Source organism: Nocardia sp. PLKS1-43 (assembly GCF_059510335.1).
Genome location: NZ_JCAJZQ010000012.1, coordinates 206468 through 232864, shown reverse-complemented (window position 1 = coordinate 232864; position 26397 = coordinate 206468). Strand labels below are relative to the sequence as shown.

Here is a 26397-nt window from a genome sequence, read left to right as displayed (position 1 = left end):
AGCTGGTTCGTCGATCCGGAGCGTTCTGGCCGGTGCGGCGGCACCTGTCCGACGTGTGCCGGAGACCTTTCCGAAAGATCGAGGGGACGTGCCCGCACTCGTTACTCTCACCGGTCGCCTGGTGCGACTGGAACCGCTTGCGCCCCATCACGTCCTGGGCCTCGCCGCGGCGGGAGCCGGGGATCGCGACGCGTATGCGTACACGCCCGTGCCGCATGGCCCGCAGGAGGCCGCCGACTATGTCGCGCAGGCCGTGGCCGCACACGCCGCCGGGTCCGGACTGGCGTTCGCGATCGTGTCCGCCGTGGACGATCAAGTGCTCGGATCGACCAGATTCACCAGGTTCGACTACTGGCAGGGGCCGATGGTCTGGCCGGTCGTGCACGGGGTGCCGTCCGGCGATCCGTTGCTGGCGACACCCGACGCGGCCGAGATCGGCAATACCTGGCTGTCGCCGCAGGCGCGCGGGGCGGGGATCAACCTGGAGTCGAAGCTGTTGATGTTGACGCACGCCTTCGAGGTGTGGCGGGTGTGCCGCATCGCTCTGCGGGCCGATGTGCGAAATACCCGCTCCCGCATGGCGATCGAGCGGCTCGGAGCAACCAGCGACGGGATTCGGCGCGCCCATTCCCGGGGTTTCGACGGCGAAGTCCGCAGCACCGCCTTCTATTCCATCCTGGACGAGGAATGGCCGGCCGTGCGTGCCACCATCGGACGCGAACTCGACGGCGGCCCGCAACTGCTCAACGCCTGATCGCCGCGGCTAGCGGGCCGTGACGAATCCCTGCGAGACCATCCAGTTCCGGGCGACGACGGCCGGTTCGGCGCCGTGCAGGTCGACCTGACCGTTGAGTTCGGTGATGGTCTCGTTGGTCAGCACGCGGGAGATCGGCGCGAGCACCTTCGCCACCTGCGGGTGCGCGTCGGCGAAGGGCTTCCGCATCACCAGTGCCGCATTGTATTTCGGGAAGAAACCGAGATCGTCGTCGAGCAGATGCAGGTTCAGCGCCTTGATGCGGCCGTCGGTGGTGTCCACCGAGCCGAACTCACAGGTGTTGTTCGCGGTCGCGGGATAGACCAATGCGTCCTGCATGAGCTGCTTGTGCGCCTTGCCCACATCGATGCCGTATTTCGCGGCCATACCCGGGTAACCGTCCGGGCGCACACTGAATTCGGTACCCAGACAGGTCGGGCCGATACTCGAATCGGTATCGACCAGGTGCGCGTAGTCCGACAACGTCTTCGCGCCGGTCTTGTCCGCACCCGCCGCGTTGACGACCATGGCGTAGGTGTTGTTCATCGGCGCGAGATCCGCCCACACCATGCCGTTCTTCGCCAGATCCTCGTCGCGCACGGCCTGAAATTGCTTGTCGGAGTCTGGAATCGGGTGCTCGTTGCCCAGATAGTTGATCCAGCCGGTGCCGGTGTAGTCGTAGGCGATGTCGACCTGCCCGTGCAACTGGGCGTCCCGCAGACTGTTGGATCCGGTGATATCGGTCAGGTCGCGCACCTGCGCGCCGGCCGCGGTGAGAGCGAATTCCAGGATGTAGCCGAGGACGAGTTGTTCGGTGAAATCCTTGGAGCCCACCGTGATCCGCACGCCCTTCAGCTCGGGCACCGCGGTGATGCTGCCCGGGCCGACCCGCAGCGGCACCGAGCCGCCGGATTCGAGCCCGCATCCCGAGATCGGCAGCAGGCACAACACGGCCGAAAGTGTCGCCAGCAGTGCACGTTTCACCGCAACCCCCGTGGTCCGAGGAATTGTTCGGCGAGTGCGCCGAGCCAGTCGACGATCAGCGCCAGGGCGACGACCAGCAGTGCGCCCACCCACAGAGTCACGTTGTCGCGCAGCTTGTATCCGGTATCGATCAAAATGCCCAGACCGCCCGCGCTGACCAGGAAGGACAGCGTCGCCGTGCCCACCGCGAGCACCAGCGAGGTCCGCAGGCCGGCGAGGATGTACGGCACGGCCAGCGGAAACTCGATGCGCCGCAACACCGTTGCCGACGACATGCCCTGGCCGCGGCCGGCGTCGACCAGCGTCGGATCGACCTGCTGATACCCCAGGATCGTATTGCGCAGCACCGGAAGCAGCGAATAGAACGCGATCGGCGCGACCCCGACCCAGAACCCCGTCTTCTGCGTGAGCAGGTAGTACAGCACGATCAACCCGATGGCCGGCGCGGCCGCGCCGACATTGGAGATGCCGACGAAAAGCGGTGCGAGCCTGCGATATCCGGGTCTGGTCAGCAATGTGCCCAGCGGCACCGCGATCACCACGACGATCGCCACCACGGTGATGGTGATCAACACGTGCTGTCGCACCACGGTCGTGATATTCGCCCCGGTGATACTTGCCTGCTGCGTCGTGGTGAGCGTGCGATGGAACGCCCAGAACAGCACCCCGGCGGCCAGCACGATCGCCAGCAGCGGCTGTACGGCGAGCCGAACCAGCTCGGCTCGCCGCTCGGTACGCTGATCCACCGGGCTCATCCGCGTTTCCCGCCGAGGTCGGTCCGCCGCGCGCCGTGTCGAATCATACTGGCGCTCACGGCTTCACCTCACCGCTGCTCGGCGCGCCCGAAGGCGGTGTGCCCGAATCCGTCTCGGCAGAGCCGGCTGTACCGGATGCGGCGTCGACTGTCCCGGTGGACGCCGCGTCGGTGCCGGATTCGGCGCCCGTATCGGGTGTTTCGCCGCGCTCCGCGCTCACATCGTCGCTGCCGCTGGAATTGTCCGCCTGGGGCGGCTCGGCGCTTGCCGCACTCTCGCTGCCGGTTTCGGCAGCGTCGGTCGACCCGGCAGTCACGGTCGCGGTGGTGTCTTCCGTGTCCGCTGTGCCGGTGTCCTGGGCCGCGTCATCGCCGGTGGCTCCCGCATTCGCATCGGACGCCTCGGCGGTATCGGCGCTCGCACTGCCGGTCTCGGCGGCGTCGGGACGCACCGAGGTATCCGCTTCCGCGCGCCCCGCATCGGAGGACCCCGTATTCGAGTCCGCGGAATCCGTTGCGGCACTGGAGTGTTCGTCGCGGATGGCGGACAGGTGGGTCACCAGCGTATCGATGGCGATGAGACCGGCGTATTCGCCGCGGCGGCCGGTGACGACGGCGTGGGCGGTGCTGTCGGCGAGCAGGGTTTCCAGGGCCTTCTGGAGTGAGGCGCGCAGCAGGACCGTTCCGGCGACCGGCTGCCCCGCCTCGCGCAACGAATCGGCGTGCGCGAGCTGCGCGGCCGAGACCCAGCGCAGCGGGCGACGCTGGGCGTCCAGGATCAGGCCCCATTTCCAGTCGCGTTCGGCCAGGGCGGCGCGCAACGCGTCCGGAGCGTCGGACTCGATCGCGGTGGGGCATTGGCCCAGGTCGACATCGGCGACGCGGGTCAGGGTGAGCTGTTTGAGCGCGGCGTCCGCGCCGACGAAGCCGGCCACGGTGTCATCGGCCGGCTCGGCCAGGATCGCGGCCGGGGTGTCGTACTGCAGGATGCGGGATCGATCGCCCAGCACAGCGATCCGGTCGCCCAGTTTGACCGCTTCGTTGAAGTCGTGGGTGACGAAGACGATGGTCTTGTGCAGGTCGGCCTGCAGACGCAGCAACTCGTCCTGCAGCAGACCCCGGGTGATCGGATCGACCGCGCCGAACGGCTCGTCCATCAGCAGCACCGGCGGATCGGCGGCCAGCGCTCGGGCGACGCCGACGCGCTGCTGCTGCCCGCCGGACAGCTGACGCGGATAGCGGCGACGGAAGGTTGCGGGTTCGAGGCCGACCAGTTCGAGCATCTCGTCGACGCGGGCGTTGATCCGTTTGCGATCCCAGCCGAGCAGCCCCGGCACCGTCGCGATATTGCGGGCCACGGTCAGATGCGGGAACAGTCCGGCCTGCTGGATCGAATAACCGACGCTGCGGCGCAGCCGGTCCGCGTTGATGCCCGCGACATCCCGGCCGTCGATGGTGATGGTGCCCGACGTCGGCTCGATCAGGCGGTTGATCATCCGCATGGTGGTGGTCTTACCGCAGCCCGAGGGCCCGACGAAGACCACGATCTCCCCGGCCGGAATGGTGATCGAGAATTCCTCGACGGCCGGTTCCCGTTGTCCCGGATAGCGTTTGGTCACCGAATCGAGCACGATCTCGGCGCCGTGCCGCTGTTCGGCGGTATCGGATCCGGCGGTTGCGGTATCAGTCACGGATTCCCCTGGGGGTGGTGAGGCGGCCGATGAGGGCGAGCACGGCATCCAGCAGGAGCGCCAGCACGATGATCAGCACCGTGCCGCTCAATGCCATCGGCACCGCGGTCGGGCTGCCGAGGCGAGCGAGGCCGGAGAAGATGATGTTGCCCAGGCCGGGGCCCTTGGCATAGGCGGCCATCGCGAGGATGCCCATCGACATCATCGCGCTGACCCGCATACCCGCCAGGATCGCCGGCCAGGCCAGCGGCAGTTCGATACCGGCGAGCACTCGCAGCCGGTTCATCCCCACACCGCGGGCGGCGTCGGCCACGGCCGGATCGACGCCCGCGAGTCCGACGATCGTATTGCGCAGGATCGGCAGCAGCGCGTACAGCACCAGCGCGGTGACCGTGGGCCGCACGCCCAGGCCGAACACCGGGATGAGCAGGCCGAGCAGGGCGAAGGACGGGACCGTCAGAATGATGCTGGCCGCCGCGGTGGCCAGTGCCGAACCCCAGGGACTGCGGTGGACGAGGATGCCGACCAGCACCGCCGCCACGGTCGCGATCACCACCGACTGCACCACCGCGGAAACGTGCAGATACGAATCCGTCAGCAGCTGAGTGCGGTGATCGACGATATACGTCCACAGAGTGTGCAGGACGGTTCCTTCCGGCGGCTCGATATCCGCGGGACAGTGTATCGGCGGGTTGCCGGAGATGTGCGATTTCTGTATTTCGATGCGGTCTTTCGCGTCGGCGGTCACCAAATGATCCGTGCGACCGGGTCTTTCCCGGAGGCTGGAATGAAAAATGGCGTAACTGAGTCACTTTCGAGCATTCGAGTGTGGCGGGTGGCGCAATTGGAAATGGTCGCGCGGCGTCGCTCTCCGGCTGAGCGCGACCGCGGCGATGCGCGCACGGACGCGTCGACCAGATCGGCGAAACACCTCGGGGAATTCTCGAGTCGAGGGAACCGACCGGCTCGATCGAACGTCTTATCGAATGTCGGCATGGGTGAGTCCGAGGTGAGGGGGCGAAGGTGCTGGGTTGCGGTGGGTCGTCGGGAGGGTGTTCCGGGTGCTCCGGGGCAGCGCATTCGGTGATGCGTCAAGTGGGCTACGTGGTGGCGAAGTGGGGATCTCGGGCGCGCCGCACCGTCGGCGTGCGTGGGTTCGGTCGGATTGCTTCCGCTCAGAAGCACGTGCGCAGTGGTCGAATGCCGCCGCGGGCAACGCCGGAAGGTGTCATGATCCACGCCCCCACCTGCGTGTTCGGGGCTTCCCGGGGTTCGTCGGGTGACGGTGGTGCGGGCGTTCTCCCCATCGGTGGTGGCAGCCGGTGCGATGCGGTAGAAAAATCTCGTTACGCCAGGGCCGATCCGGCGGGTAAGGTCGGTCTCGGCCGTTCGGGAAATACCGCCTGTGGCGTGCGAGTATTTCTGAGCGGAGGGGGAGGCGCACTGCGCGCCGAGCCTTACTATGGACCCGGCGGCGCCCGGCAGCGCCGTCGACGCGGTCCCTGTCCTGCTGCCCCCTCATCGGCAGGACAGGGACCTGCACATCGGGGGCGCCGCTACTTCATCTCCCTGATCGCGCGGTATGTCGTGTCATGGCGTCGTATTCGCGTGGTGGAGCCCGTGATCGGTACGCTCGTGCATGGGATTGGGATCGGCAGGCGCACCATCCGGCACAGCGAGGTTTCGGTAACTCATGCGACAGTCCAGCCAGAACGAACTCCCTGCCTGGATCGATTACGAAGAGTTCGGCGAACGCTTCGTCGCGGCCGCGGTGACGCCGGCGCGAATCGAGGCCGCGGTCGCGGGAATGGCCGGGCGGGGGATGTCCATAGGTCCGTTCTCGATCGGCCCGGCCGGGCTGGCGGGGTTCGTGGCCGAGGGCAACGTCGGCAAACCGCAGATCGTGCGCAATGGCCCGCATGTGACCTTCGAGGTCGGACTGCCGGTATCGCTGCACCTCACCGTGACTCTCGGGGGCAAGCAGTTTCGCCTGGAAGCGGTCGTGGAGATCGATCTGACCCTGCACGCGCGCACCGCGGATCCGCTGGTGATCATCATCGATATCCCGCGTGTGCGCGGGCGCGATGTCAGCTTGGTGGTCCGGGCGGAGGCCGTCGGCAACGCGATCGACCTGCTGATGGATCCGATCGCGACGCTCGTGCAGCGCGAGGTCGCCAATCGGGTCAACGGCATGCTGGCCGATCCGGCCGCTCGCCGGGCCCGCGTCTTCGACGTCGAAGCCATCATGAACGGCGTCCGTTCCGAGCATCGGGCGCTCGAGCAGTTCACCTGGATCGACTACGCGGAATTCGGGCGCAGATTCTTCCCGCGCATCGTCACCGAGACTCGGGTGCGCGAGGTCGTCGAGAACTTGGCCGGGCGAATCATCCAGGTCGGTCCGCTACGCGTCGGACCGCGCCGGGCGGCCACGGTCGATGTGAAGGGCACGGTGCGGATGCCGCGGCTGGCCGCACGGGCCGGGGACCCGGTGCAGTTCGACCTGAGCATCCCGGTCACGCTGGACATCACGGTCGCGGTTCTGAGCGACAACCGTTACCGAGCCGAGGTGGAAATTCCCCTGGTGCTCATCGCGCGGGCGGCGGATCCGCTGTTCGTCGTGATCGATGCCGTACCGCCCGAAGCTCACGACATCGTGGTGGATCTGCGGGCCCGGACGCGCCGGGCGCGGGTGCTCGGCGTGCTGGCCGGTATCCGCGGACAGATCGCGGCGCAGGTGGCGCGGGTCGTCGTAACCGAACTCGCCGATCCGTCGATACGGATCATCGACGTCGCGGACCGCATCACCGCCGCCACCGGCTGACCTTGCTGAGGCAAGGGGGATTTCTGGTGCGGGTGTGGTTGATGTGCCCGATGAGCATGGCGGTTCTCATGTGAGTGTGGTGGAATTGGTTCACGTCGAGGCGCCTGGCGCGCAGATGGCGATCACGATGTCATTGGGGAAGGTGCGCCGGGTGCGTCGGCGGTTCCAACGGGCAGTACAGGACAGATACGCGAGTATGCAGTTCCACTGAGCCGAAGGAGTCTCGCCGATGCGTTCCGTGCCGATCTCGCGCCGCACTCTCCTCGGATACTCCGCCGCTGTGGCGGCCGGTTCCGCCGCCGCGGCCGCGTTCGCCCCCACCGCCTCGGCCGAGCGGCCGGGCCTGGGCACACTGGTCGACTATGCGGGCGGAGTGCCCTCGGCCACGTCCATCCGCTCGGCCGGACATGCCGGCGCGATCAGGTACGTCTCGGAGCGGCGGCCGGGCGCGGAATGGATGGCGGCCAAGCCGTTACAGGCCCGAGAGGTCGACGCGCTGCATGCGGCCGGGCTGACGGTCGTATCGAACTACCAGTACGGCAAAGGGCCCACGGCGGATTGGCGCGGTGGCCGGGAGGCCGGCAAACAGTGCGCAGAGCGCGGTCTGCATCTGCACGGCGCCGCCGGGGGGCCGGACTCGGCGCCGATCTACGCCTCCATCGACGACAACCCGTCCGCGATCGAATTCGCCCGGCTGATCGCCCCTTATCTGACCGGCTGGCAATCGGTGATCGGCAAGAATCGCCTGGGCATCTACGCCAACGCCCCCACCATCGAACTCACCCGCGTCGCCGGATTGGGAGCGTACTTCTGGCAACACGATTGGGGTACGCCCGCGGGTTTCGTCCACCCCGCCGCCAACCTGCACCAATTCCAGATCAACAAATGCACCCTCGACAACATCAGCGTCGACCTGAACACGATCCTCACCGGGAACTACGGCCAATGGTGACTGAGCCTCACCCCGCTCACCCCCGACTGTGCAGCACCGACCGGGGCGCCCAGTTCCGCCCATCTGCACAACGCCGACTCCGAGGCCGCGGCCCGGATCGATTCTGGACTGACCGCGGGCGCAGAAGACACAGCCTCAGGTCTGGCAGTGGCAGGTCGGGTCCTTCGACAGGTCGGGTTCTTCGGCGACGACGCGGAGCGCCGGCCGTGCCTCGGGGCTTTCGCGGTCGCCCATCCAAGCCAGCAGTGACCAGCGGGAGATGCCGGACAGGACGGACCCGAGGCTGAAGAACGAGCCGATCGAGCCGACCGACAGCACCGATCCGACGCTGCCGATGGACAGCACCGAATAGGCCGATCCGATGGACAGGATGGAACGTTCGGAGCGGATCGACAGGATCGATCGATGCGAACGGGTGGAGAGCACCGACTTGTAGGAGCGGCGGGACATGATCGAGCGCCCGGCGCGGCCGCGACGGGCGAATTCCGGTTTCGCGCGGTCGGAATCGGAGGTGGCTGATGCGGACCGTACGAGCTGATCGACAGTCGACATATATGCGGTCTATCACAGTTCGCGAGGGTTCTACGCCGTATCACGGCCAAAAAAACCGGAGTGTCGCGATGCGCGACACTCCGGTGTGACCTGCCGTCGAGCCCGTTGCCTCGGGCTCGACTGGGTTATGCGTGCGGTGCGGCCGCCGGGACCTTCGCCTGCGGCTGCGTGGCCTGCTGCGGCTTGGCGTGGGTCTGCGCCTGCTGCTTGGCCGGTGTCTCCGCCTGCGGCACGGACGCCCGGGCCGCGTTGGGGACGGTGAAGAAGCCCAGGGTCGGCAGGAACGAGCAGGTGATCGGTGCCTTGTCGGCGGCCGGCTGCGTGGTCAGCGAACCGGAGACCACCGCGACGACTCGTCCCGAGCCGGTGTTGGCGATCGCGGACAGGGTGGCCGGGCCACCGGGGTTGATGTGCGCCGAATCGGTCAGCGCCTGCGTCCCGCCCCGGCCGCTGTCGAGGTTGATCCACTGCACCGTCATCGGTGTCTTCTGCTGCGGCGTAAGGCCTTTGGTGCCCAGGGCGGTGAACACGAACCCGGTCTGACCGGCCTTGGGTCCCGGGGGCGGCAGTTCGGCGGGGCCGGGCACGGCCAGCGCGGTGCCGACCGAATCCGAACCCGCGCCGATGCAGTCCTTGCCGATGCTCGGGTAGAGGAACTGGGCGATGGTCGGCCCATTCTTGGGAATGTCGGGCCCGCCGCCGTTGCTACCGTCGAGGAAGGCGATCAGCGCGCCGAGGGTCGTCTTGACCGACGGCGGCAGGCCCGAGGAGTTCAGCGCCTGCTGTGCCTGGCCCAGGATGGACTGCTGTGCGGGACTGGAGATCTGCTGTGCCGCGGCCGCGCCGATGATGGCGGGCGCCAGCGAGACCAGCGCGTCCACCGGCACGCCCTCGGGCACCAGCGGTGTATTCGCCTGGGGCTGCGCGGCCGGGGCGGCGATGGCCGTGGTCGAAGCGGTGAGGGCCGCGCCGGCCGCGAGGGCCAGCACCGACAATGCGAACCGCGTTCCTCTGATGCGAAGCACTGGTGTAGCCGTCCTTAGCTCGGGTACGTCAAAATGCGATGCGAGGGCGCATCGCGTACGCCGTGCCACTCTAGGGAGTGAGCAGGGTGTTGTACAGCGCAGCCGTGATCTTCCGTTCAGCTAATGGCAAGTTATTCGGTACACGCTCGGAATATATCGCGTGACCAGTGGTACTTATGGGATTGATGGTGCAAATGAGGCCGGGCGTGTCACGGGTTCGCGAAGGGTGCGAAGGGTGTGATTAGTCTTGACCCGGCCCGCCGACCCGACCGAAAGTTGTTCGCAGTGAACCCAGATCTCCGAACGGCGCCCAGCAGCAGCGCGGGGCTCGGAGAAATGTGGACCGCTCCTCGTGCCCGCCCGATCGCCGCATCGGTACTGGGCCTGTCGGTTCTTGCGCGCATGCTGTGGATGTTGCTCTCGCCCAACGGAATGAATCTGGTCGACCTGCACGTCTACGTGTACGGGGCGGCCTCGCTGGGCAGCGGCCATCTCTACGACTTCACCTACGCGGACAAGACGCCGGATTTTCCGCTGCCGTTCACGTATCCGACCTTCGCGGCGGTGGTGTTCTGGCCGCTGCACTTTCTGCCGTTCACCGTGGTTGCCGTGGCGTGGCTGCTGCTGACCGCCGCGGCGCTGTACGCGGTGGTGCGCTTGGCCCTCGGCCTGATCCTGGGCGAGGCGGCGCGTGAGAGCCGTTGGCGCACCGCGGCGCTGGGCTGGACCGCGCTGGGGCTGTGGCTCGAACCGGTGCGCACCACCATCGACTACGGGCAGGTCAACGTCTTCCTGATGCTCGCGGTGATGCTGGCGGTGCGATCGGCGCGCTGGTGGTGGTCGGGACTGCTGGTCGGCGTGGCCGCGGGCGTCAAACTGACCCCGGCGATCACCGGGCTCTACTTCCTGACCCAGCGACGCTGGGCCGCCGCGGTGGCCTCGGCGGTGGCGTTCGCCGCGACGATCGGGCTGAGCTTCGCGATCTCGTCCGGCGAGACGCGAACGTATTTCGGTCCGCTGGTCGGGGATGCGAACCGCATCGGGCCGGTGGGGTCGGTGTGGAATCAGTCACTGCGCGGGGCGTTGAGCCGCATCCTCGGACATGATGCGGGCTCGCCCTGGCATTTGGCCGGACATCGAATTCCGTTCGGCCCCTGGTGGATCGCGTGGGTTCTGGTGGTCCTGGTGCTCGCGGTGCTGGCCTGGCGAGCGCTCGAGCCGGACGATCGGATGGGTGCGCTGCTGGTGGTGCAGCTGCTGGGATTGATGGTGTCGCCGATCTCCTGGTCGCATCACTGGGTCTGGTTGCTGCCGCTGCTGTTGTGGCTCGCGTACGGGCCGTTGCGCACGGCCCCGGGTGTCCGCGTGGTAGCGGCATATTGGCTGGTGAACGCCCTGATCGGGGTGCCGTGGGTGCTGTCTTTCGCGCAACCCACGATCTGGAAGATCTCCCGGCCCGGCGTGCTGGCCTGGCTCGGCGCGGTGGACGTGATCGGCGTGCTGGGGTTCTACTCGTGGCTGATCTGGACCCGGCGCGATCGGTTCGGAGTGAAATCCGGGGCCACCGTCACCGCGTAGTCACGGCGTCAATTCTGTTGTGCGAGTTCATCGATTCGCTTCGCCAACTTCACATCCATCGCGGTGAGCCCGCCGGCGGAATGGGTGGACAGGGTGAAGGTGACCTTGCGCCAGCGGATATCGATGTCGGGATGGTGATTCGCCTCCTCGGCCACGGCCGCGACCCGGCCGACCAGATCGATCCCGGCCGGGAACGACGCCGCCTCGACGGTGCGGGTGATGCTGTCGCCGGCTCGGGTCCAATCCGGCAGGTCCGCGAGTGCGGTGCGCAGTTCTTCCTCGGTGAGCAATGCAGTACCCATACCCCGGTTGTACCCCTTTCGGTCCCTCTCATGAGCCGATCGGATCAGGTCGAGGCTGGGGCTCGAACCGGATTTCGGTACGCTGTAGCCGGCCGCATGCCCGGTGAGTTGTCTCCACCTGTCTTGTACGGACCCTCTACGGCGAGGGTTGGCCGGCAACCACTTCATTTTCAGCAGGAGGAATCAACGTGTCGTCTGTCGACTTCCGCAACGTCGCCATCGTGGCGCACGTCGACCACGGCAAGACGACGCTGGTCGACGCGATGCTGCGGCAGTCCGGCGCCTTCGCCGAACGCGCCGAGCTCGTGGACCGGGTCATGGACTCCGGCGACCTGGAGCGTGAGAAGGGCATCACGATCCTGGCGAAGAACACCGCGGTGCACCGGCACAACGCCGACGGGACCGTCACGGTGATCAACGTCATCGATACCCCCGGCCACGCCGACTTCGGCGGCGAGGTGGAGCGCGGGCTGTCCATGGTCGACGGCGTCGTCCTGCTGGTGGACGCGTCCGAGGGCCCGCTGCCGCAGACCCGTTTCGTGCTGCGCAAGGCGCTGGCCGCCTCGCTGCCGGTCATCCTGGTGGTCAACAAGACCGACCGGCCCGACGCCCGCATCGCGGAGGTCGTCGAGGAGAGCCACGATCTGCTCCTGGATTTGGCGTCCGACCTGGACGACGAGGCGTCCGAGGCCGCCGAGCTGGCCCTGGACCTGCCGGTGCTGTACGCCTCGGGACGCGAGGGCAAGGCCTCGACCAGCCGCCCGGACAACGGCAACGCACCCGATGCGGAGAACCTCGACGAACTGTTCGAGGTCCTGATGAAGTACGTGCCCGCGCCCAAGGGCGATCCGACCGCGCCGCTGCAGGCGCACGTCACCAACCTGGACGCCTCGCCGTTCCTCGGCCGGATCGGCCTGGTCCGCATTCACAACGGCACCCTGCGCAAGGGGCAGAACGTCGCGTGGATGCACGGCGACGGCATCAAGACCGTGAAGATCACCGAACTGCTCAAGACGATCGGCGTCGAGCGCACGCCCGGCGAGGAGGCCGTCGCGGGCGACATCGTGGCCATCGCGGGTATTCCGGAGATCATGATCGGCGACACTCTCGCCGATGTGGACAACCCGGTCGCGCTGCCGCGCATCACCGTCGACGAGCCCGCCATCTCGGTGACCATCGGCACCAACACCTCGCCGCTGGTCGGCCGGGTGCAGGGCCACAAGCTGACCGCCCGTATGGTGAAGTCGCGGCTGGATCAGGAACTGGTCGGCAACGTCTCGCTGCGGGTGCTGGACATCGGCCGCCCGGACGCCTGGGAGGTGCAGGGGCGTGGTGAGCTGGCGCTGGCCATCCTGGTCGAGCAGATGCGCCGCGAGGGTTTCGAGCTGACCGTCGGCAAGCCGCAGGTGGTCACCAAGCAGGTCGACGGCAAGGTGCACGAGCCGTTCGAGGAGCTGACCATCGACTGCCCCGACGAGTACCTGGGCGCGATCACGCAGCTGCTGGCCGCGCGCAAGGGCAAGATGGTGCAGATGAGCAACCACTCCGCGGGGTGGGTGCGAATGGAGTTCATCGTTCCCTCGCGCGGTCTGATCGGTTTCCGCACCGACTTCCTGACCGAAACGCGCGGCACCGGCATCGCCAACGCCGTCTTCGACGGGTACGCCCCCTGGGCCGGTGAGATTCGCGCCCGGCACACCGGTTCGCTGGTGTCCGACCGCGCCGGTTCGGTGACCCCGTTCGCCATGATCCAGCTCGCCGACCGCGGGCAGTTCTTCGTGGAGCCGGGGGCGGACACCTACGAGGGCCACGTCGTCGGGATCAACCCGCGCGCGGAGGATCTGGACATCAACGTCACCCGTGAGAAGAAGCTGACCAATATGCGTTCGGCCACCGGTGACGTGCTCGAAACCCTGGCCAAGCCGCTGCAGCTCGACCTCGAGGGCGCGATGGAATTCTGCGCCGCCGACGAGTGCGTCGAGGTGACCCCGGAGGTCGTGCGGGTGCGCAAGGTCATCCTGGGCGCGACCGAGCGGGGTCGCGAGGCCGCCCGCCGCAAGGCCCGCGACCGGGCGGCGCAGAACGCCTGAGGCCGGCTTCCGGTTCGTCGTGGCAAAGCGTAAGACCTTGTCGCACAGTGCTTTACGATATGTGCGACAAGGACGGCCGAGACCCGCGTCATCCGGTGAGGTCGGATATATGCCTCTGTTGCGAGGCTTCCGGAAGCAGCGCCACCGGATCGGGCGGTGACGGCACCCCGGGCCGAGTGGTGGAGTGATGCCGAGAGTGTGTAGAGGGATCGGACTGTGACCCCAGACGAACAGATCAAGTCCGGGCTCACCCGGTTCCGGCCGTTGTGGAACACGTTGCCCACCCGCGCCCTCGGCGCCGGGAGAGCTGCGGCCCGCCGGAGCGGAGCGAAGGCCGAAGACACTGTTACAGTGCCGGGCGTGATATCGGGGGCTTGCGCGACGCGGCGTGCCACGGTGCTGCTGCGGGTTGTGGCGTTGCTGCTGGCGGGGTCGGTGACTCTGCTCGCCGGGTGTACGGCGAATCCGCCGCCGCCGATCGAGAGCACCGACAGCCCGAAGACGTTGCCCGCTACACCGACCAAGACCACGGTGGTGGTGGCGGTGGACGATATCGGGATCGGGTTCAACCCGCATCTGCGGTCGAATCAGTCCCCGGCCACCGATGCCGTTGCCTCGATGGTGTTTCCGAGCCCGTTCCGGCCGGTGCCCTCGCCCACGACACCGGGCGCGACCGACTGGGTGCCCGATGGCGCGTTGATGGTGTCGGCGGATGTGACGTCGCAGAATCCGTTCACCATCACGTACAAGATCCAGGATCAGGCTTCCTGGTCCGACGGGGCGCCGATCGCGGCGGAGGATTTCCGTTATCTGTGGCAGCAGATGATCACCCAGCCGGGGGTGGTCGATCCGGCCGGTTATCGGATGATCACCGACGTCGGCTCCTCGCAGGGCGGTAAGACGGTGACCGTCACCATGAACGGCGCCTATCCGGCGTGGCGGAGCATGTTCACCGATCTGCTGCCCTCGCATCTGCTCAAGGACGCGCCCGGCGGATTCGCGCGGGCCCTGACCTTGGACCGCGGCCTGATCGACCAGAATCCGATCTCCGGCGGGCAGTTCCGGGTCAAACAGGCCGACGCGGGTCGCGAGGAGATCCTGCTCGAGCGCAACGACCGGTACTGGGGCACACCGGCGGTGCCGGATCAGATCCAGCTACGCGGGGGTGGCACCACCGCGCAGGTCGCCGAATCGCTGCGTTCGGGCGATGCGCAGATGGCGCTGGTGCACGGCACCGGGGCGACGCAGGCGCAACTCGGCGCGGTGCCGTCGGTGCGCACCGCGACCATGCCGCAGGCCCGGGTGATGCAACTGGTGCTCAACGGTCGTACCGGCGATCTCAGCGACGTCCGGGTGCGGCGCGCGGTGCTGGGCCTGGTGGATCCCGGACTGCTGGCCTCGGTCGGCGCGCAGACCGGCAGCTGGGTGGAACCCGCTCGGGCGCAGATACTTTCGCCATCGGATCCGGGGTACGTCCCGACCGAGCCGGCGCGCATGAGCGCCGATCAGGCATTCGGACTGCTGGCCGAGGCGGGTTTCGCGCGGGCGCCCGAGACGCCGCCGACCAATTCGACGACCTCGCCGGCCCCGCAGCCGCGACAGGTCGCCAAGGACGGTAAGACCCTGACCATCCGGATCGGCGCGGTGGACAAGGACACGACCGCGCTCGCGGTCGCCAACACCGCCGCGGACCAATTGCGCAGTGCCGGAATCGATGCCAGCGTGCGCAGCCTGCCCGCCGATGAGCTCTACGGTAAGGATCTGCTCGACGGCACCGTCGACGCGATCGTCGGCTGGGAGCAGGCCGGTGGCGATCCGGCGACCGTCCTGGCCTCGCGGTACGGCTGTCCGCCCGCGGCGCCGACCGGACAACCCGACGGTTCGTCGTCGCAGGCCGAGGCGATTCGCAGGGCTCCCGGCAATGTGTCGGGGGTGTGCGATCCGACCCTGCAACCGCAGATCGACGCGGCCCTGCGCGGTATCGATACGCCCAAGGCGATCGCCGAGGCCGAGCCGAAGCTGTGGGCGCTCGGGACGGTGCTGCCGATCGTGCAGGACAACGGCGTCGCCGCGGCCGGGCCGCGGATGGACGGCGTATCGCTCAGCGGTTCGATCGAGGTGGGCATCTTCGGCGGCGCGGCGACCTGGCGGCGGCTGTCGTGACCGGGAACGCCCCGGTCGGCGGGTTGCTGCTGGTGCACGCGCATCCGGACGACGAGACGATCGTCACGGGCGGGACCATCGCGCACTATCGGCGTCGCGGCGTGCCGGTGACGGTGGTGACCTGCACCCTCGGCGAGGAGGGGGAGGTCATCGGCGAGCGGTGGTCGCAGCTGGTGAGTTCGGCGGCCGATCAGCTCGGCGGTTACCGGATCGGCGAATTGTCCAGGGCCCTCGCGGAATTGGCGGCCGGTCCGGCGGTGTTCCTGGGCGGTGCTGGGCGCTGGCGGGACTCGGGTATGTCCGGCACCACCGCGGCCCCGCGCGAATCGGAGGCGGCGCTGCATCCGCGGGCGTTCGTGAAATCCGGTGACGCCGCTGTCGAGGCCCTGGTGCGGATCCTGCTCGACGTCCGGCCCGCGGTGGTGGTCTGCTACGACCCGGGGGGCGGATACGGGCACCCGGATCATCTTCGGGCACACCGGATCACGATGGACGCGGTGGATCGCGCGGCCGAAAAAGGCTGGGACGTACCGAAACTCTACTGGTCGGTCACCGATGCCACGGTGCTGCGCCTGCACACCGAGGCCCTGGCCCGGCGTACCGTAGACCGGCTCCCCGGCGCTCTCCCGGCCGGTTGGGCCTTACCCGCCGAGGGTGAATTGCCTTGCGTGCCAAGTGAGTCGGTGACCGCGACCATCGACGTGTCCGAGGTTCTGGCCGCCAAACGCGCGGCCCTGCGCGCACACGCGACGCAGGTCACCGTTGCCCCCTCGGGCCGGGAATTCGCGCTGTCGAACGACATCGCCCAGCCGATCCTGCCCGAGGAGCACTACATTCTCGTGCGCGGGCGGCGCGGTGAGGTCGGCTCGGACGGCCGCGAACACGACCTGTTCGCGGGCCTGGACGTGCCGCGCGAAGGCTGACATTCCCGTCCCGGCCGGAGCCTGGATCGCGATCTCGAGACGCCCGGCGCGGTGGCGTGCGGGCGGCTCTAGACTGAGCGGCATGTACAACTGGAGTCTGCAGGATGCCATCGTGGCGTTCGTCCAGAGTCAACAGCCACATTTCCAGGCGCAACACGACCTGTATCTGTCGGTGCTGTACTCGTTCGTCGATTTGCAGAGTCACCTGCTGACGCTGCTCGGCTTCCCGCCCGTTCCGTGACGGCCCCGGCGATCGGCCGCGCGGGTTCCCCGACGCAGGAGCAGCGGCCCGGGTTCGTGCTGGCCGGTATCGCGCTGGTGCTGCTGCTGGTATTCAACGGGCTGCTGACCTTCGCGGTCGAGGTGCTCTATCTGCCGGCTTATGTCGGCTCGACTCCGTTCCCGATCAGCGCGGCCTTCGCCGCGGTGATCAACCTGGTGCTGGTGCTCGGCATGGCGACCGTGGTCTCGCGCCCGGCCACGATGTCGCTGCCGGTCCTGGCCTGGCTCGTCGGTTTCGTGGTGTGCCTGACCACCGGACCCGGCGGTGATGTGATCCTCACCGACAGTTGGACCACGCCGCTGTTCCTGGCCTGCGGCGTCATCCCCGCGGGCTGGTATCTGTTCTGGCGCGGCTTCATCCTGCCCGCGCGCAATGCGGGCAAGGCCGGCGAGCGCTGACGTTCCGGCGAACCTCCCGCGCCCGGGCCTCAGCGCCGGCCGAGGCGTCCGGGAGTCACCGCTTCGATCAGCGACCATGCCTGGTCCAGCGGGACGTCCACGACCCGGTACCGCTTCTTGCCCGCGGCGGTCGCGGCCACGAGCGTGGCCAGGCCCGCGCGACGCTGGAAGAAGGTCTGCCGGACGGTCCAGCCGATGATGCCGGGCGCCTCGAGGCAGTCTCGATCGCGGTCCAGTGATCCGTTGCGGGTGATCAGCCAGGTCGGACCGGTGGCGTCGCCGGGTATGACCGCATGACCCAGGCCACGATAGCGATCCTGCGCCAGCGCCACTGCGATCACCGCGACCACGGCCAGCGCGATCCACGCCCAGACCGGAATCCCCGCCTTCGCGACGTCGAGGACGGCCATGACCACCGCGATCAGCGCCAACGGCGCGAGCGCGCGAGTGAACCGCCGCCGTCTGGCACGACCGCCGTGCGGGATCAGCGCCACGTGGACGGGGGCGGCCGCATCTTCCCGGGGTGTCGTGCGGACGCCGCTGGAAACGGAATCTGTTGCGGCAATGCCTGTTTCATGTGCGTCCGGGTGCGTGACCGGTACCGGGACGGGCGTCGCGTCCGGATGGGGGCCGTGTGGTGTGGCGTAATCCGTTGCAGCAGAGTAGGTTTCCTCGCTCGAATCCGGTGGTGTAGCCGGGTCCCGATGCTGCTGGCGGCTGGTGAGTAGCTGAGCGAGGGTGTGGTCCACGGCGGTGCGGGGCGCCTGGGGGAGAATCTTCTGGCGAGCGCTCGTGCCGGTCATGATTGCGTCGAGTTCCGCGCCGCCGGCAAGGCGCAGCAGCAGCGGCTCTTTGAGGGTCGCGCCGCGCAGCCGGGCCAGGTCGAGAGTGGTCTGGCGGGTGGTGAACAACCCGTGGCTGATGTGCAGCGTGCGGCCGTCGTCGATGACGCGCAGGCCGAAATACGTTGTCAGATAACGCAGGCAGTCGCCGAGGGTCACCACCACGATCAGCGCCGCCAGCACGATGACGACGGTCACCGTGATGAACACCGCGCCCCGGGCGCCGATCCGCTTGACGGTGTCGGGCTCGAACAGCACGTTGGCGATGCCGAATTTGAAGGCCAGGCCGACGATCGGCGCGATGACCGCGAGCCCGCGCAGCGACAGCGGCGCGTACCGGACCCAGTCCGCTCGCCAATGTCCGATCTCGATTCCCTGCCGCACCTGGGTTTGCGGCTGTGTCGTCTGTGGAACCTCTTGTCCCGCAGGTGATTCGACATCGTGCAGCAGCAATGCGCGCAGTTCGGGGACCTGGTGGGCGTCCACGCCGTCCAGATGGAAGCGCTCCTGTTTGTCCGCGTGCTGTCCGGTGCCGATGGCCAGCACGACCAGGCCGAGCAGCCGGTGCATCAGGTCCGCGTGCACGTCCACCGAGCGGATTCGCGAGCGCGGCACCGTCAACGTCTTGCGTTGCAGCAGTCCGCGCCGCAACTGCACGGTGTCCGGGCCGATCCGGTAGGTGGTGGTGAACCAGCGGGTGAGCGCCAGCCCGACGATCACCGCCAGCGCCGCGAGACTCCACATCGGATTGTCGCTGCGGCTGCCCGCGATCACCGTCACGATCAGCACCGGGATGAAGCGCACCACCTCGCGCACCGGATGCAACAGCAGCATCCGGCCGTCCAGCCGACGCCAGGGCGGTTCGGCGGCCACACCCGGCGTCGCGTCGCCGGGCATGCCGGGGCCGGCCGTTCCGGTCAGTTCGGGTCCGGTCATGTCGCGTCCCCCCGGTGCGTCGCTGCGACCTCGGTCAGCCGTTCGACGGTCTGCTCGGCCGTCGCCAGATCCAGTGCGGGAATTCGCACCGCGCCCGCGGAGGAGGCCGTGGTGACGGTGACCGTCGCGAGTCCCAGCAGCCGTTCCAGCGGCCCGCGGTGGGTGTCTACGGTCTGCACGCGGCTGATCGGCGCGACGCGGCTCTCCTGGGTGAACCAGCCGGTTCGGGTGTACACCGCCTCCTCGGTGACCTCCCAGCGATGGACCGTGTACCGCCACAGCGGCACTCCGGCCACATGCGCCGCGGCCACCGCCAGCGTGATCGGCAATGCCGCGGTCTGCCAGACGCGATCGGTGGAGTCCGAGAGGGTCCACACCACCTCGGCGACCAGGACGATCAGCCAGCCGATCGCCGCGGGTATCGCCCAGAGTGTCTTCGCGCGCGGGCTGGGTCGCCACGCCGGTTCCGCCAGAACGGTTCGCTCCGGTGAGATTTGCTGCCGGCCCATCGCCCCTCCGTCCGCCATACCGCCATATTGCATGAAATCGGCCGGCCGCGTGCGTACTGTGGCGGCCGGATCGTGCGGGCCGGAATCCGCCGTTCGCCCGGACCGATTCGCGCCGAATCCGGATCGGCCGGAATAGGCTGCGCGAAGGTCGGGTTGTGTCAGCTCACAGGCACCGAAGGGAGAACTGTCGGATGGTTGGCGCATGATCGAGGGCGTGACGGATCTACCTGAACCAGGCGTCCCCGCCGCCGAACCCGCGTCCGCGGCGATGAGCCGGGCGCTGCGGCGCGCACGGGACGGGGCAACGCTCGACCTCGACGACGCGGTGGTGTTGTTACACGCCCGCGGTGCGGATCTGGCGGATCTGTGCGTCTCGGCGGCCGCGGTCCGCGACGCGGGATTGCGCGAGGCGTACGGCGACCGCGAATCCGGACTGCCGATCACCTATTCGCGCAAGGTCTTCATCCCGTTGACCAACCTGTGCCGGGACGTGTGTCACTACTGCACGTTCGTCACCGTGCCGGGCAAGCTGCGCGCCGCGGGCAAGGGGATGTACCTCGAGCCCGGCGAGGTGCTCGACATCGCCCGTCGCGGTGCCGAAATGGGTTGTAAGGAAGCGCTTTTCACGCTCGGCGACCGTCCGGAGGAGCGCTGGCCCGAGGCGCGGCAGTGGCTCGACGAACGCGGTTACGAGTCCACGCTGGACTATGTCCGCGCGATGGCGATCCGGGTGCTCGAGGAGACCGGCCTGCTCCCGCACCTGAATCCCGGCGTGATGAGCCAGACGGAGCTCGCGCGGCTCAAGCCGGCCGCGCCCTCGATGGGGATGATGCTCGAGACCACCTCCGAGCGGCTGTTCACCCAGCGTGGTCAGGCTCACTACGGCAGTCCGGACAAGGATCCGGCGGTCCGGCTGCGCGCGCTGACCGATGCGGGCCGGCTGTCGGTGCCGTTCACCACGGGCATCCTGGTCGGCATCGGCGAGACGCTTACCGAGCGGGCCGAATCGATCATGGCGATTCGCCAGGTGCACAACACATTCGGGCACGTGCAGGAGGTGATCGTGCAGAACTTCCTGGCCAAACAGGGCACCGCGATGCGCGACACCCCCGACGCCGGTCTGGAGGAGTTCCGCGCCGCCATCGCCGTGACCAGGCTGGTGCTCGGGCCCGCGATGCGGATCCAGGCTCCCCCGAACCTGGTTTCCCTCGAGGAATGCCGCGGGCTCGTGGACGCCGGCATCGACGACTGGGGCGGAGTCTCACCGCTGACACCGGATCACGTCAATCCCGAACGGCCGTGGCCGAATCTGGACATCCTCGCCGAACTCACCGCGCAGTGCGGCTACGAACTCACCGAGCGGCTCACCGCGCATCCCCGATATGTGCTCGCCGGGCAGCCGTGGATCGACCCGCACGTCGCGGGACATGTTGCGGCCCTTGCCGATCCGGACACGGGTCTGGCGTTGCCGGTGAATCCGCAGGGCAGCCCGTGGCCGGGAGCGGCCGAGTCGTGGGAGTCGGCGGACCGATCGTCGTCGCAGGCGGGAGCGTTCGCGATCGGCTCGCGGTCCTGACGGGGGCGCGTGCTGGTACGCAGGCGTGACCGGTCGCGGTATCGGCCCCTCGACAGCGGAGACCGGTCGTTCGCGGGCGAACCCGGCTCGGCGCAGACCGTCGCCCGACCTGGGGGAGAGCTCCGCCGGGGTCGGCTTTCCGGCGCTCGGTGTGGACCGTCGTGCGCGGCGGGCGGTGGCGTACGCGCTCGCAGGTGCGCCTGCCGGTCGGACGCGCGGTGCGGTGACTACGATGTTCCGTGGCGCCGCGTGCGGTAGGCGGCCGAAGTTAGGCAAGGCTGGCCGGTAGTAACGTGTGATGCCGGGATACTGTTGCGCGGGCGGAGTGTCCCGCAGGCAAGGACAGACTAGGAGAGCGGCAGTGCCGTACATCATCGCTGAACCGTGCGTTGACGTGAAGGACAAGGCGTGCATCGAGGAATGCCCCGTGGATTGCATCTACGAGGGTGGTCGCATGCTGTACATCCATCCCGACGAGTGCGTGGACTGTGGTGCATGTGAGCCGGTGTGCCCGGTGGAAGCGATCTTCTACGAGGACGACACGCCGGACCAGTGGAGCGGGTACGTCAACGCCAATGTCGACTTCTTCGACGACCTGGGTTCTCCGGGTGGTGCGACCAAGGTCGGCAAGGTGGACTTCGACCCGCCGTTCATCGCGGCGCTGCCGCCGATGGCGAGCGAGTAAGAACGTTGCCGGAGCGTCACCGGGTCAGCAGTCTGCTACCTGATTTTCCTTGGGACACCATCGCTTCCGCGAAGGCGCGGGCGGCGGAACATCCCGGCGGCATCGTCGATCTTTCGGTGGGTACGCCGGTCGATGCGGTCGACCCGCTGATCCGTTCGGCGCTGGCCGCCGCTGCGGACGTGCCCGGATACCCGACCACCCACGGCACGGCCGAACTGCGGACCGCCGTGGTCGAGGCGCTGGCTCGGCGGTTCGGCATCACGGGCGTTCCGGCCGACGCGGTGCTGCCCGCGATCGGCACGAAGGAACTGATCGCCGGGCTGCCCCGGCTGCTGGGACTGGGCCCGGCGGATCTGGTGGTCATCCCCGAGGTGGCGTATCCGACCTACGAGGTGGGTGCGCTGCTGGCCGGCACCCGGATACTGCGCGCGGATGGGATGACCCGGCTCGGCCCCGAATCCCCGGCGCTGATCTACCTGAACTCGCCGTCCAATCCGACCGGCAAGGTCCTGGGCGTCGACCACCTGCGCAAGGTGGTGGACTTCGCCCGCCGGCGTGGCGCGGTCGTCGCCTCCGACGAGTGCTACCTGGGCCTGGCCTGGGACGAGCCCGCGGTCTCGATTCTGGACGAGCGCGTCTGCGACGGTGACCACACCGGCCTGCTGGCCATTCATTCGCTGTCGAAGACCTCGAATCTGGCCGGCTACCGCGCCGGTTTCGTCACCGGCGATCCGGTGCTCGTGCGCGAGCTGCTCGAGGTACGCAAGCACGCCGGCATGATGATGCCGTTCCCGGTGCAGTCGGCCATGACCGCGGCGCTGACCGACGACACACATGAGGCTCGGCAGCGCGAACGCTATCGCGCCCGCCGCGAAATCCTGCGAAAAGCGTTGCAGGAGGCGGGTTTCCGGATCGATCATTCCGCTGCGGGCCTGTACCTGTGGTCCACCCGTGAGGAGAACGGGCGGACCACCCTGGACTGGCTGGCCGAACGCGGGATCCTTGCCGCCCCCGGCGATTTCTACGGCCCCACCGGTGTGAACCACGTCCGCGTCGCGCTGACCGCGACCGACGAGCGGATCGCCGCCGCGGCCGAGCGGCTCACCGCGGCGTGAACGGAATTCCCTGTCACGCAGGGGAATCCGGATCGGCGGGTTCGATCCTCGGATCCGCGTAGACCGTGGCTCCGGTATCGGATTCGCTCATCCGTTGCGCGGCACCGTCGGTCACGCGCAATGTGTACAAACCCTCGTCGGGATCGAGGCAGATCAGCCCGTAACCGATATCGGCATCGGCCTCGCTCAGCTGCAATTCCCGCAGTGCGTCGGTCAGGGTCGCGCCCCGCGGCAGCCGGACGGTCAGTAGCGGCATGACTCCACGGTACTGGAATTTCCACGCCGGCGAAGGGCCCGAGTTCTCCTGATTCGGGCCCTTCGCCGGCGGCTCGCGGTCAGCCGGCCGATCTCAGTCGCGGGCCGCGCTGCTCTTGCGGAGTTCGGCGATGATCGCCGACGCGTCGAGCGTGCCGTAACCGTAGTCGTAGTCGAAACCGGACTGGTCGTGGTGAGTTGCGGTGCGCTGCAACAGGGCTCGCAGCTGAGCCGGGGGCAGGGCGGTGGCCGGATGGGTGGTGCGGATGGCCGCGACCAAGCCCGCGGCGACCGGGCAGGCCGCGGAGGTGCCGGTGTCCGGGTCGTTCGCGCCGAAGACCGTGGAGCCCAGGAAATGGGTGTAGGCGCAGACGTCGGGTTTGCGATCGCTGAGGCGGCCCGGCCCCTGCGAGGAGTAGCCGACCCGCTGTCCCTTGGTGTCCACACCGCCGATGCTCAGCACGCTCGGGCTGGAGTTGGCCCCGCCGATCGGGTGGTCGGGGTAACCGCACCGCTGGTCGGGGCAGTCCTTACCGCAGTTCCCGGCGGCGAACAGGATGTCCGCGCCCGCGGCGTCGAGCGAGCGGACGATGACGTTGAACGGGTGGTTGGGGTTGTCGGAATAGTTCCCGGGTTGTCCGACCGGGAAGTCCCACTGCGGGGAGAACGAGCCCCAGCTGTTGCTGATCACCAGCGCGCGGGTGGCCTCGGGCTGATCGGTGAGCACGGTGCGCAGATGAGCGTAGGCGGCCACGGCATCGGACAGCAGCCCGTCCATGGTCGAGCCGCCCTGGCGGGTGCTCTTCATGACCGGGATATCGAGGTACGCGGCCTGCGGTGCGGCGATCAGCGCGTCGAAGGCGCACATGCTGCCGTGGTCCACCGGGAACTGGCCCGCGGTACCGGTGACGCCCTGGGGATTCCAGCTGCGCTTCGTATCGATGGTGAAGGTCCCGCCGCGGGCCTGGTTCACCCGGTCGGCGTTGATGCCGGTGTCCACGATGGCCAGTGCGACCCCGGTGCCGGTCAGCCCGGCCGAGCTCAGATCGCCGGTGCGCAAGAGTGTTTCGACATCGTGCCAGGTTCCGACGGCGGGATCGCCGCCGCAGGTCAGGACGGTCTCGATCACGGGATCGGCGAAAACCCCTGCGACGGTGGACGAACCGCGCAGTGCGGGCAGAACGCCCTCGTCGTCGTCGGGAATCTCGCCGCGCACCAGGACCGAACCGTCCGCCGGATGGGCGGAGAAGATCTCCGGCCCGCCGGCGGTTCCCGGCGCGAACCCCGGGATGTGGATCGGATCGTAGGTGTGCTCGAGGTCGAAACCGGGCAGATCACCGACCACATCGGTCGCCGCGACCCGCGTGCCGGGATCGGCAACGGCGGCAAGGAGTTCGGTGGCGGGGTGAAGCTGGATCACTACGCGCATGCGCTTCATCCTGCCGCCTGCGCCGAAAGTTCGCTCGGTGGATGCGGAGATTCGCTCAGACCAGGGGACGGCCGAATCGGCGCTGTAGTCGCATGTAGGCCAGGCAGGTATTGAGCGGGGCGGCGCGGATGATCGGCGGCATCCGCGTCCACACCGCCGAAATCGAGCGCAGCAGCAGGGTGAAACGGCGCTCGTCCTTGGCCGTCCAGGTCATCCCCATCTGATCGCGAAGGTGTTGCGGCAGCAGCGCTGTCACGCCGAACCGGTGCACGCGGGCGAACAGCAGCCGGGGGATGGGGGAGAGCCACTTCAGGTCGATCATCTCGTTGAAGTAGTCCCGCACCGTGTCGTCGATGGTGCGCTTGGCGATGTTCTGCTCCCAATACTGTTGGAAGGCAGCACGATCGGCGGGCCACATCTCCGGACGCATCTGCAGGGTGGTGCCCAGTCGCGCGCTGTAGCGGTAGAATTCGTCGGCCAGTGCGGGTTCCATCGGGCCGCGCATGCGGGTGTACAAATCGTCCACGCCCCAGTAGAGGCAGGCGGCCACCCACAGCTGCAGGTTCGGGTCGAAGGCGTTGTACTTGACCGCGGCGCCCGGCTTCGAGTGCACCGCGCGATGCGAGCCGTTGACGGCCTCGCGGTACGCCGCGCAGTCCTCCTCGGTGCCCATCCAGGCGACCGCCAGGTAGGTCAGCGTGGTGCGCAGCCGCTTGACCGGGTGCAGCGAGGCCTTGCCGCTGTCCACGGTGCTCTCCACGACGCCGTAGCCGACCGGCGGATGGCTCAATTGCATGACGACGTTGGCGGCACCGCCGATGAACGCGGCGATGCCATCGATGTGTTCACGGACCGTCTCCGGGGTGAGGGTCACCGGCGGGTTCGGCTCGGGCTCGGCCCATCGCTGGGCAGCGGCGGTCATCGTCGACTCGTCTCCTCGATCTCTCTTCACGCCACCCGGCGGAAGAAGTGTGAGAAACTTTCCTTCTCACCTTCTCATCGAGATCTGGACCTGTCAAACGCTGCGGTCGTAAAGTTGCACGTGTGCGGTGATTTTCTTGTCATCGTCTCTTGCTGCGGAGAGGATACGGTTGTGACCAAGCTGGCCAAACTGCTGCCGCTCGTGCGTGACGCGGCTCCGGAGGATCGCAATCAGGCAACGGTGCTCGATGCCGCGCTGCTGGCCTTCCTCGATTTCGGGATCAAGCGCACCAGCATGGTGGAGGTCGCGCGGCGCGGCGGGCTCTCGCTGGCCACCCTGTACCGGCGGTTCGCGGGCAAGTCCGACCTCATCCAGGCGGTGGGACTGCGGCAGGCGCGGGAGTTCATCGCCCAGGTGGATACGGTCGTGCAGCGGCAGATCGACTCCGAGGCCGATGCCGAGGAACAGATCGTCGAGTTGTTCGTCGCCTTCCTGGACGGGCTGCGCAGCAATCGGCTGCTGGATCGGCTGCTGACCACCGAACCGGAGATGGTGCTGCCCTACCTGACCGTGCGCGGTGCGCCCGTCATCGAACTCGGGCGCGACTACCTGGCCGAATTCATCGAACGGCTGCAGCGGGAAGGCAAACTGGCGCAGTACGATCCGCTGCCGCTGGCCGAGATGATCGCGCGCACCGCCCTGTCCATGGCGCTGACCCCGCAGACGGTGATCCCGCTGGACGACGATGCCGCGGTGCGTCGTTTCGCCCGCGACCACGTGGTGCCGGGCTTCCGGATTCCCTGAGCCACAGCATTTCCCGGCGAGAATACCGGTGCCGGGCGAGGCGGCCGGCGCGGC

General features: G+C 68.2%; 22 protein-coding genes and 3 pseudogenes. 13 read left to right on the top strand and 12 right to left on the bottom strand.

Features of this window, described 5'->3' with window-relative positions; genetic code table 11:
- Positions 1 to 88 precede the first annotated feature (88 nt).
- Entirely contained in the window at positions 89 to 754 is a 666-nt protein-coding gene (locus tag AC5WS7_RS32500; RefSeq protein ID WP_495958418.1) for a GNAT family N-acetyltransferase, read from the top strand.
- Between the two features lie 9 nt (positions 755 to 763).
- Here AC5WS7_RS32500 and AC5WS7_RS32495 read toward each other — a convergent pair whose 3' ends face one another.
- From AC5WS7_RS32495 to AC5WS7_RS32480, 4 genes and pseudogenes are all read right to left on the bottom strand, one after another.
- The gene (locus AC5WS7_RS32495) at positions 764 to 1738 is read right to left on the bottom strand and encodes a glycine betaine ABC transporter substrate-binding protein (protein WP_495958417.1); all 975 of its coding nucleotides are present in this window, start codon (positions 1736 to 1738) and stop codon (positions 764 to 766) included.
- Positions 1735 to 2493 (bottom strand): ABC transporter permease, encoded by a 759-nt coding sequence (locus AC5WS7_RS32490; RefSeq protein WP_495958416.1) that lies wholly within the window; start codon positions 2491 to 2493, stop codon positions 1735 to 1737. The genes AC5WS7_RS32495 and AC5WS7_RS32490 overlap by 4 nt, the downstream gene beginning before the upstream one ends.
- Positions 2494 to 2965: 472 nt before the next feature.
- Positions 2966 to 4183: pseudogene (locus tag AC5WS7_RS32485) on the bottom strand (ABC transporter ATP-binding protein); the annotation flags it as partial.
- Positions 4176 to 4805, bottom strand: a complete 630-nt coding sequence (locus AC5WS7_RS32480) for an ABC transporter permease (RefSeq protein WP_495958449.1) — start codon at positions 4803 to 4805, stop codon at positions 4176 to 4178. The pseudogene AC5WS7_RS32485 and the gene AC5WS7_RS32480, both read right to left, overlap by 8 nt.
- Positions 4806 to 5876: 1071 nt before the next feature.
- On the opposite strand from AC5WS7_RS32480, the gene AC5WS7_RS32475 reads away from it, so the two are divergent.
- Together AC5WS7_RS32475 and AC5WS7_RS32470 are read left to right on the top strand one after the other, a co-directional pair.
- Complete coding sequence (locus AC5WS7_RS32475; RefSeq protein ID WP_495958415.1) at positions 5877 to 7004, top strand: hypothetical protein; 1128 nt, start codon at positions 5877 to 5879, stop codon at positions 7002 to 7004.
- Between the two features lie 229 nt (positions 7005 to 7233).
- Positions 7234 to 7956, top strand: coding sequence for a DUF1906 domain-containing protein (locus AC5WS7_RS32470; protein WP_495958414.1), 723 nt, complete (start codon positions 7234 to 7236; stop codon positions 7954 to 7956).
- Between the two features lie 135 nt (positions 7957 to 8091).
- Here the strand turns inward: AC5WS7_RS32470 and AC5WS7_RS32465 are convergent, their stop codons facing one another.
- Positions 8092 to 8406, bottom strand: coding sequence for a hypothetical protein (locus tag AC5WS7_RS32465; protein WP_495958448.1), 315 nt, complete (start codon positions 8404 to 8406; stop codon positions 8092 to 8094).
- A gap of 356 nt (positions 8407 to 8762) precedes the next feature.
- Positions 8763 to 9533: pseudogene (locus AC5WS7_RS32460) on the bottom strand (Rv1157c family protein); the annotation flags it as partial.
- Positions 9534 to 9869: 336 nt separating this feature from the next.
- Between AC5WS7_RS32460 and AC5WS7_RS32455 the strand changes: the two are divergent.
- Positions 9870 to 11111, top strand: coding sequence for a mannosyltransferase (locus AC5WS7_RS32455; protein ID WP_495958413.1), 1242 nt, complete (start codon positions 9870 to 9872; stop codon positions 11109 to 11111).
- Between the two features lie 8 nt (positions 11112 to 11119).
- On the opposite strand, the gene AC5WS7_RS32450 is transcribed toward AC5WS7_RS32455, so the two are convergent.
- The gene (locus AC5WS7_RS32450) at positions 11120 to 11413 is read right to left on the bottom strand and encodes a 4a-hydroxytetrahydrobiopterin dehydratase (RefSeq protein ID WP_495958412.1); all 294 of its coding nucleotides are present in this window, start codon (positions 11411 to 11413) and stop codon (positions 11120 to 11122) included.
- Positions 11414 to 11601: 188 nt separating this feature from the next.
- Here AC5WS7_RS32450 and typA point away from each other — a divergent pair, with 188 nt between their 5' ends.
- The 5 genes from typA to AC5WS7_RS32425 all read left to right on the top strand — a co-directional run bounded on the left by typA (position 11602) and on the right by AC5WS7_RS32425 (position 17270).
- Positions 11602 to 13503 (top strand): translational GTPase TypA, encoded by a 1902-nt coding sequence (typA, locus tag AC5WS7_RS32445; RefSeq protein ID WP_495958411.1) that lies wholly within the window; start codon positions 11602 to 11604, stop codon positions 13501 to 13503.
- A gap of 360 nt (positions 13504 to 13863) precedes the next feature.
- Positions 13864 to 15666, top strand: coding sequence for an ABC transporter family substrate-binding protein (locus AC5WS7_RS32440; RefSeq protein WP_495958410.1), 1803 nt, complete (start codon positions 13864 to 13866; stop codon positions 15664 to 15666).
- Complete coding sequence (gene mshB, locus AC5WS7_RS32435) at positions 15663 to 16589, top strand: N-acetyl-1-D-myo-inositol-2-amino-2-deoxy-alpha-D-glucopyranoside deacetylase (RefSeq protein WP_495958409.1); 927 nt, start codon at positions 15663 to 15665, stop codon at positions 16587 to 16589. Before AC5WS7_RS32440 ends, mshB begins: the two co-directional genes overlap by 4 nt.
- Before the next feature lie 82 nt (positions 16590 to 16671).
- Entirely contained in the window at positions 16672 to 16830 is a 159-nt protein-coding gene (locus AC5WS7_RS32430) for a hypothetical protein (RefSeq protein WP_495958408.1), read from the top strand.
- Positions 16827 to 17270, top strand: coding sequence for a hypothetical protein (locus tag AC5WS7_RS32425; protein ID WP_495958407.1), 444 nt, complete (start codon positions 16827 to 16829; stop codon positions 17268 to 17270). The genes AC5WS7_RS32430 and AC5WS7_RS32425 overlap by 4 nt, the downstream gene beginning before the upstream one ends.
- Before the next feature lie 29 nt (positions 17271 to 17299).
- On the opposite strand, the gene AC5WS7_RS32420 is transcribed toward AC5WS7_RS32425, so the two are convergent.
- Positions 17300 to 19048 carry a PH domain-containing protein gene (locus tag AC5WS7_RS32420; RefSeq protein ID WP_495958406.1) on the bottom strand — a complete coding sequence of 583 codons (1749 nt, stop codon included), beginning with the start codon at positions 19046 to 19048 and terminating at the stop codon, positions 17300 to 17302.
- A complete protein-coding gene (locus AC5WS7_RS32415; protein WP_495958405.1) occupies positions 19045 to 19557 on the bottom strand; it encodes a PH domain-containing protein in 513 nt (170 codons plus the stop codon). Before AC5WS7_RS32415 ends, AC5WS7_RS32420 begins: the two co-directional genes overlap by 4 nt.
- Before the next feature lie 202 nt (positions 19558 to 19759).
- On the opposite strand from AC5WS7_RS32415, the pseudogene cofG reads away from it, so the two are divergent.
- The 3 genes and pseudogenes from cofG to dapC all read left to right on the top strand — a co-directional run.
- A pseudogene (gene cofG / locus AC5WS7_RS32410) lies at positions 19760 to 21088 on the top strand (7,8-didemethyl-8-hydroxy-5-deazariboflavin synthase CofG); the annotation flags it as partial.
- Between the two features lie 406 nt (positions 21089 to 21494).
- Positions 21495 to 21818 carry a ferredoxin gene (gene fdxA / locus AC5WS7_RS32405; protein ID WP_040827607.1) on the top strand — a complete coding sequence of 108 codons (324 nt, stop codon included), beginning with the start codon at positions 21495 to 21497 and terminating at the stop codon, positions 21816 to 21818.
- A 5-nt stretch (positions 21819 to 21823) separates the two neighbouring features.
- Positions 21824 to 22933 carry a succinyldiaminopimelate transaminase gene (gene dapC, locus AC5WS7_RS32400; protein WP_495958404.1) on the top strand — a complete coding sequence of 370 codons (1110 nt, stop codon included), beginning with the start codon at positions 21824 to 21826 and terminating at the stop codon, positions 22931 to 22933.
- 13 nt (positions 22934 to 22946) lie between these two features.
- Here dapC and AC5WS7_RS32395 read toward each other — a convergent pair whose 3' ends face one another.
- The 3 genes from AC5WS7_RS32395 to AC5WS7_RS32385 form a co-directional block, all read right to left on the bottom strand.
- On the bottom strand, positions 22947 to 23189 hold the full coding sequence (locus tag AC5WS7_RS32395) for a hypothetical protein (protein WP_495958403.1): 243 nt from the start codon (positions 23187 to 23189) through the stop codon (positions 22947 to 22949).
- 93 nt (positions 23190 to 23282) lie between these two features.
- Positions 23283 to 24617: a S8 family peptidase gene (locus AC5WS7_RS32390; protein WP_495958402.1), complete on the bottom strand. Its 1335-nt coding sequence runs from the start codon at positions 24615 to 24617 to the stop codon at positions 23283 to 23285.
- A 55-nt stretch (positions 24618 to 24672) separates the two neighbouring features.
- Positions 24673 to 25539: an oxygenase MpaB family protein gene (locus tag AC5WS7_RS32385; RefSeq protein WP_495958401.1), complete on the bottom strand. Its 867-nt coding sequence runs from the start codon at positions 25537 to 25539 to the stop codon at positions 24673 to 24675.
- Between the two features lie 171 nt (positions 25540 to 25710).
- On the opposite strand from AC5WS7_RS32385, the gene AC5WS7_RS32380 reads away from it, so the two are divergent.
- On the top strand, positions 25711 to 26343 hold the full coding sequence (locus tag AC5WS7_RS32380; protein WP_495958400.1) for a TetR/AcrR family transcriptional regulator: 633 nt from the start codon (positions 25711 to 25713) through the stop codon (positions 26341 to 26343).
- The last annotated feature ends 54 nt before the right edge of the window (positions 26344 to 26397 follow it).

What these genes read in the sequence shown, in the direction of transcription:
- AC5WS7_RS32490 (WP_495958416.1), bottom strand. Translation starts at nt 2,493, where the DNA reads ATGAGCCCGGTGGATCAGCGTACCGAGCGGCGAGCCGAGCTGGTTCGG.
- AC5WS7_RS32475 (WP_495958415.1), top strand. Translation starts at nt 5,877, where the DNA reads ATGCGACAGTCCAGCCAGAACGAACTCCCTGCCTGGATCGATTACGAA.
- AC5WS7_RS32470 (WP_495958414.1), top strand. Translation starts at nt 7,234, where the DNA reads ATGCGTTCCGTGCCGATCTCGCGCCGCACTCTCCTCGGATACTCCGCC.
- AC5WS7_RS32465 (WP_495958448.1), bottom strand. Translation starts at nt 8,406, where the DNA reads ATGTCCCGCCGCTCCTACAAGTCGGTGCTCTCCACCCGTTCGCATCGA.
- AC5WS7_RS32455 (WP_495958413.1), top strand. Translation starts at nt 9,870, where the DNA reads ATGTGGACCGCTCCTCGTGCCCGCCCGATCGCCGCATCGGTACTGGGC.
- AC5WS7_RS32450 (WP_495958412.1), bottom strand. Translation starts at nt 11,413, where the DNA reads ATGGGTACTGCATTGCTCACCGAGGAAGAACTGCGCACCGCACTCGCG.
- AC5WS7_RS32430 (WP_495958408.1), top strand. Translation starts at nt 16,672, where the DNA reads ATGTACAACTGGAGTCTGCAGGATGCCATCGTGGCGTTCGTCCAGAGT.
- AC5WS7_RS32420 (WP_495958406.1), bottom strand. Translation starts at nt 19,048, where the DNA reads ATGACCGGACCCGAACTGACCGGAACGGCCGGCCCCGGCATGCCCGGC.
- AC5WS7_RS32415 (WP_495958405.1), bottom strand. Translation starts at nt 19,557, where the DNA reads ATGGGCCGGCAGCAAATCTCACCGGAGCGAACCGTTCTGGCGGAACCG.
- AC5WS7_RS32395 (WP_495958403.1), bottom strand. Translation starts at nt 23,189, where the DNA reads ATGCCGCTACTGACCGTCCGGCTGCCGCGGGGCGCGACCCTGACCGAC.
- AC5WS7_RS32390 (WP_495958402.1), bottom strand. Translation starts at nt 24,617, where the DNA reads ATGCGCGTAGTGATCCAGCTTCACCCCGCCACCGAACTCCTTGCCGCC.
- AC5WS7_RS32385 (WP_495958401.1), bottom strand. Translation starts at nt 25,539, where the DNA reads ATGACCGCCGCTGCCCAGCGATGGGCCGAGCCCGAGCCGAACCCGCCG.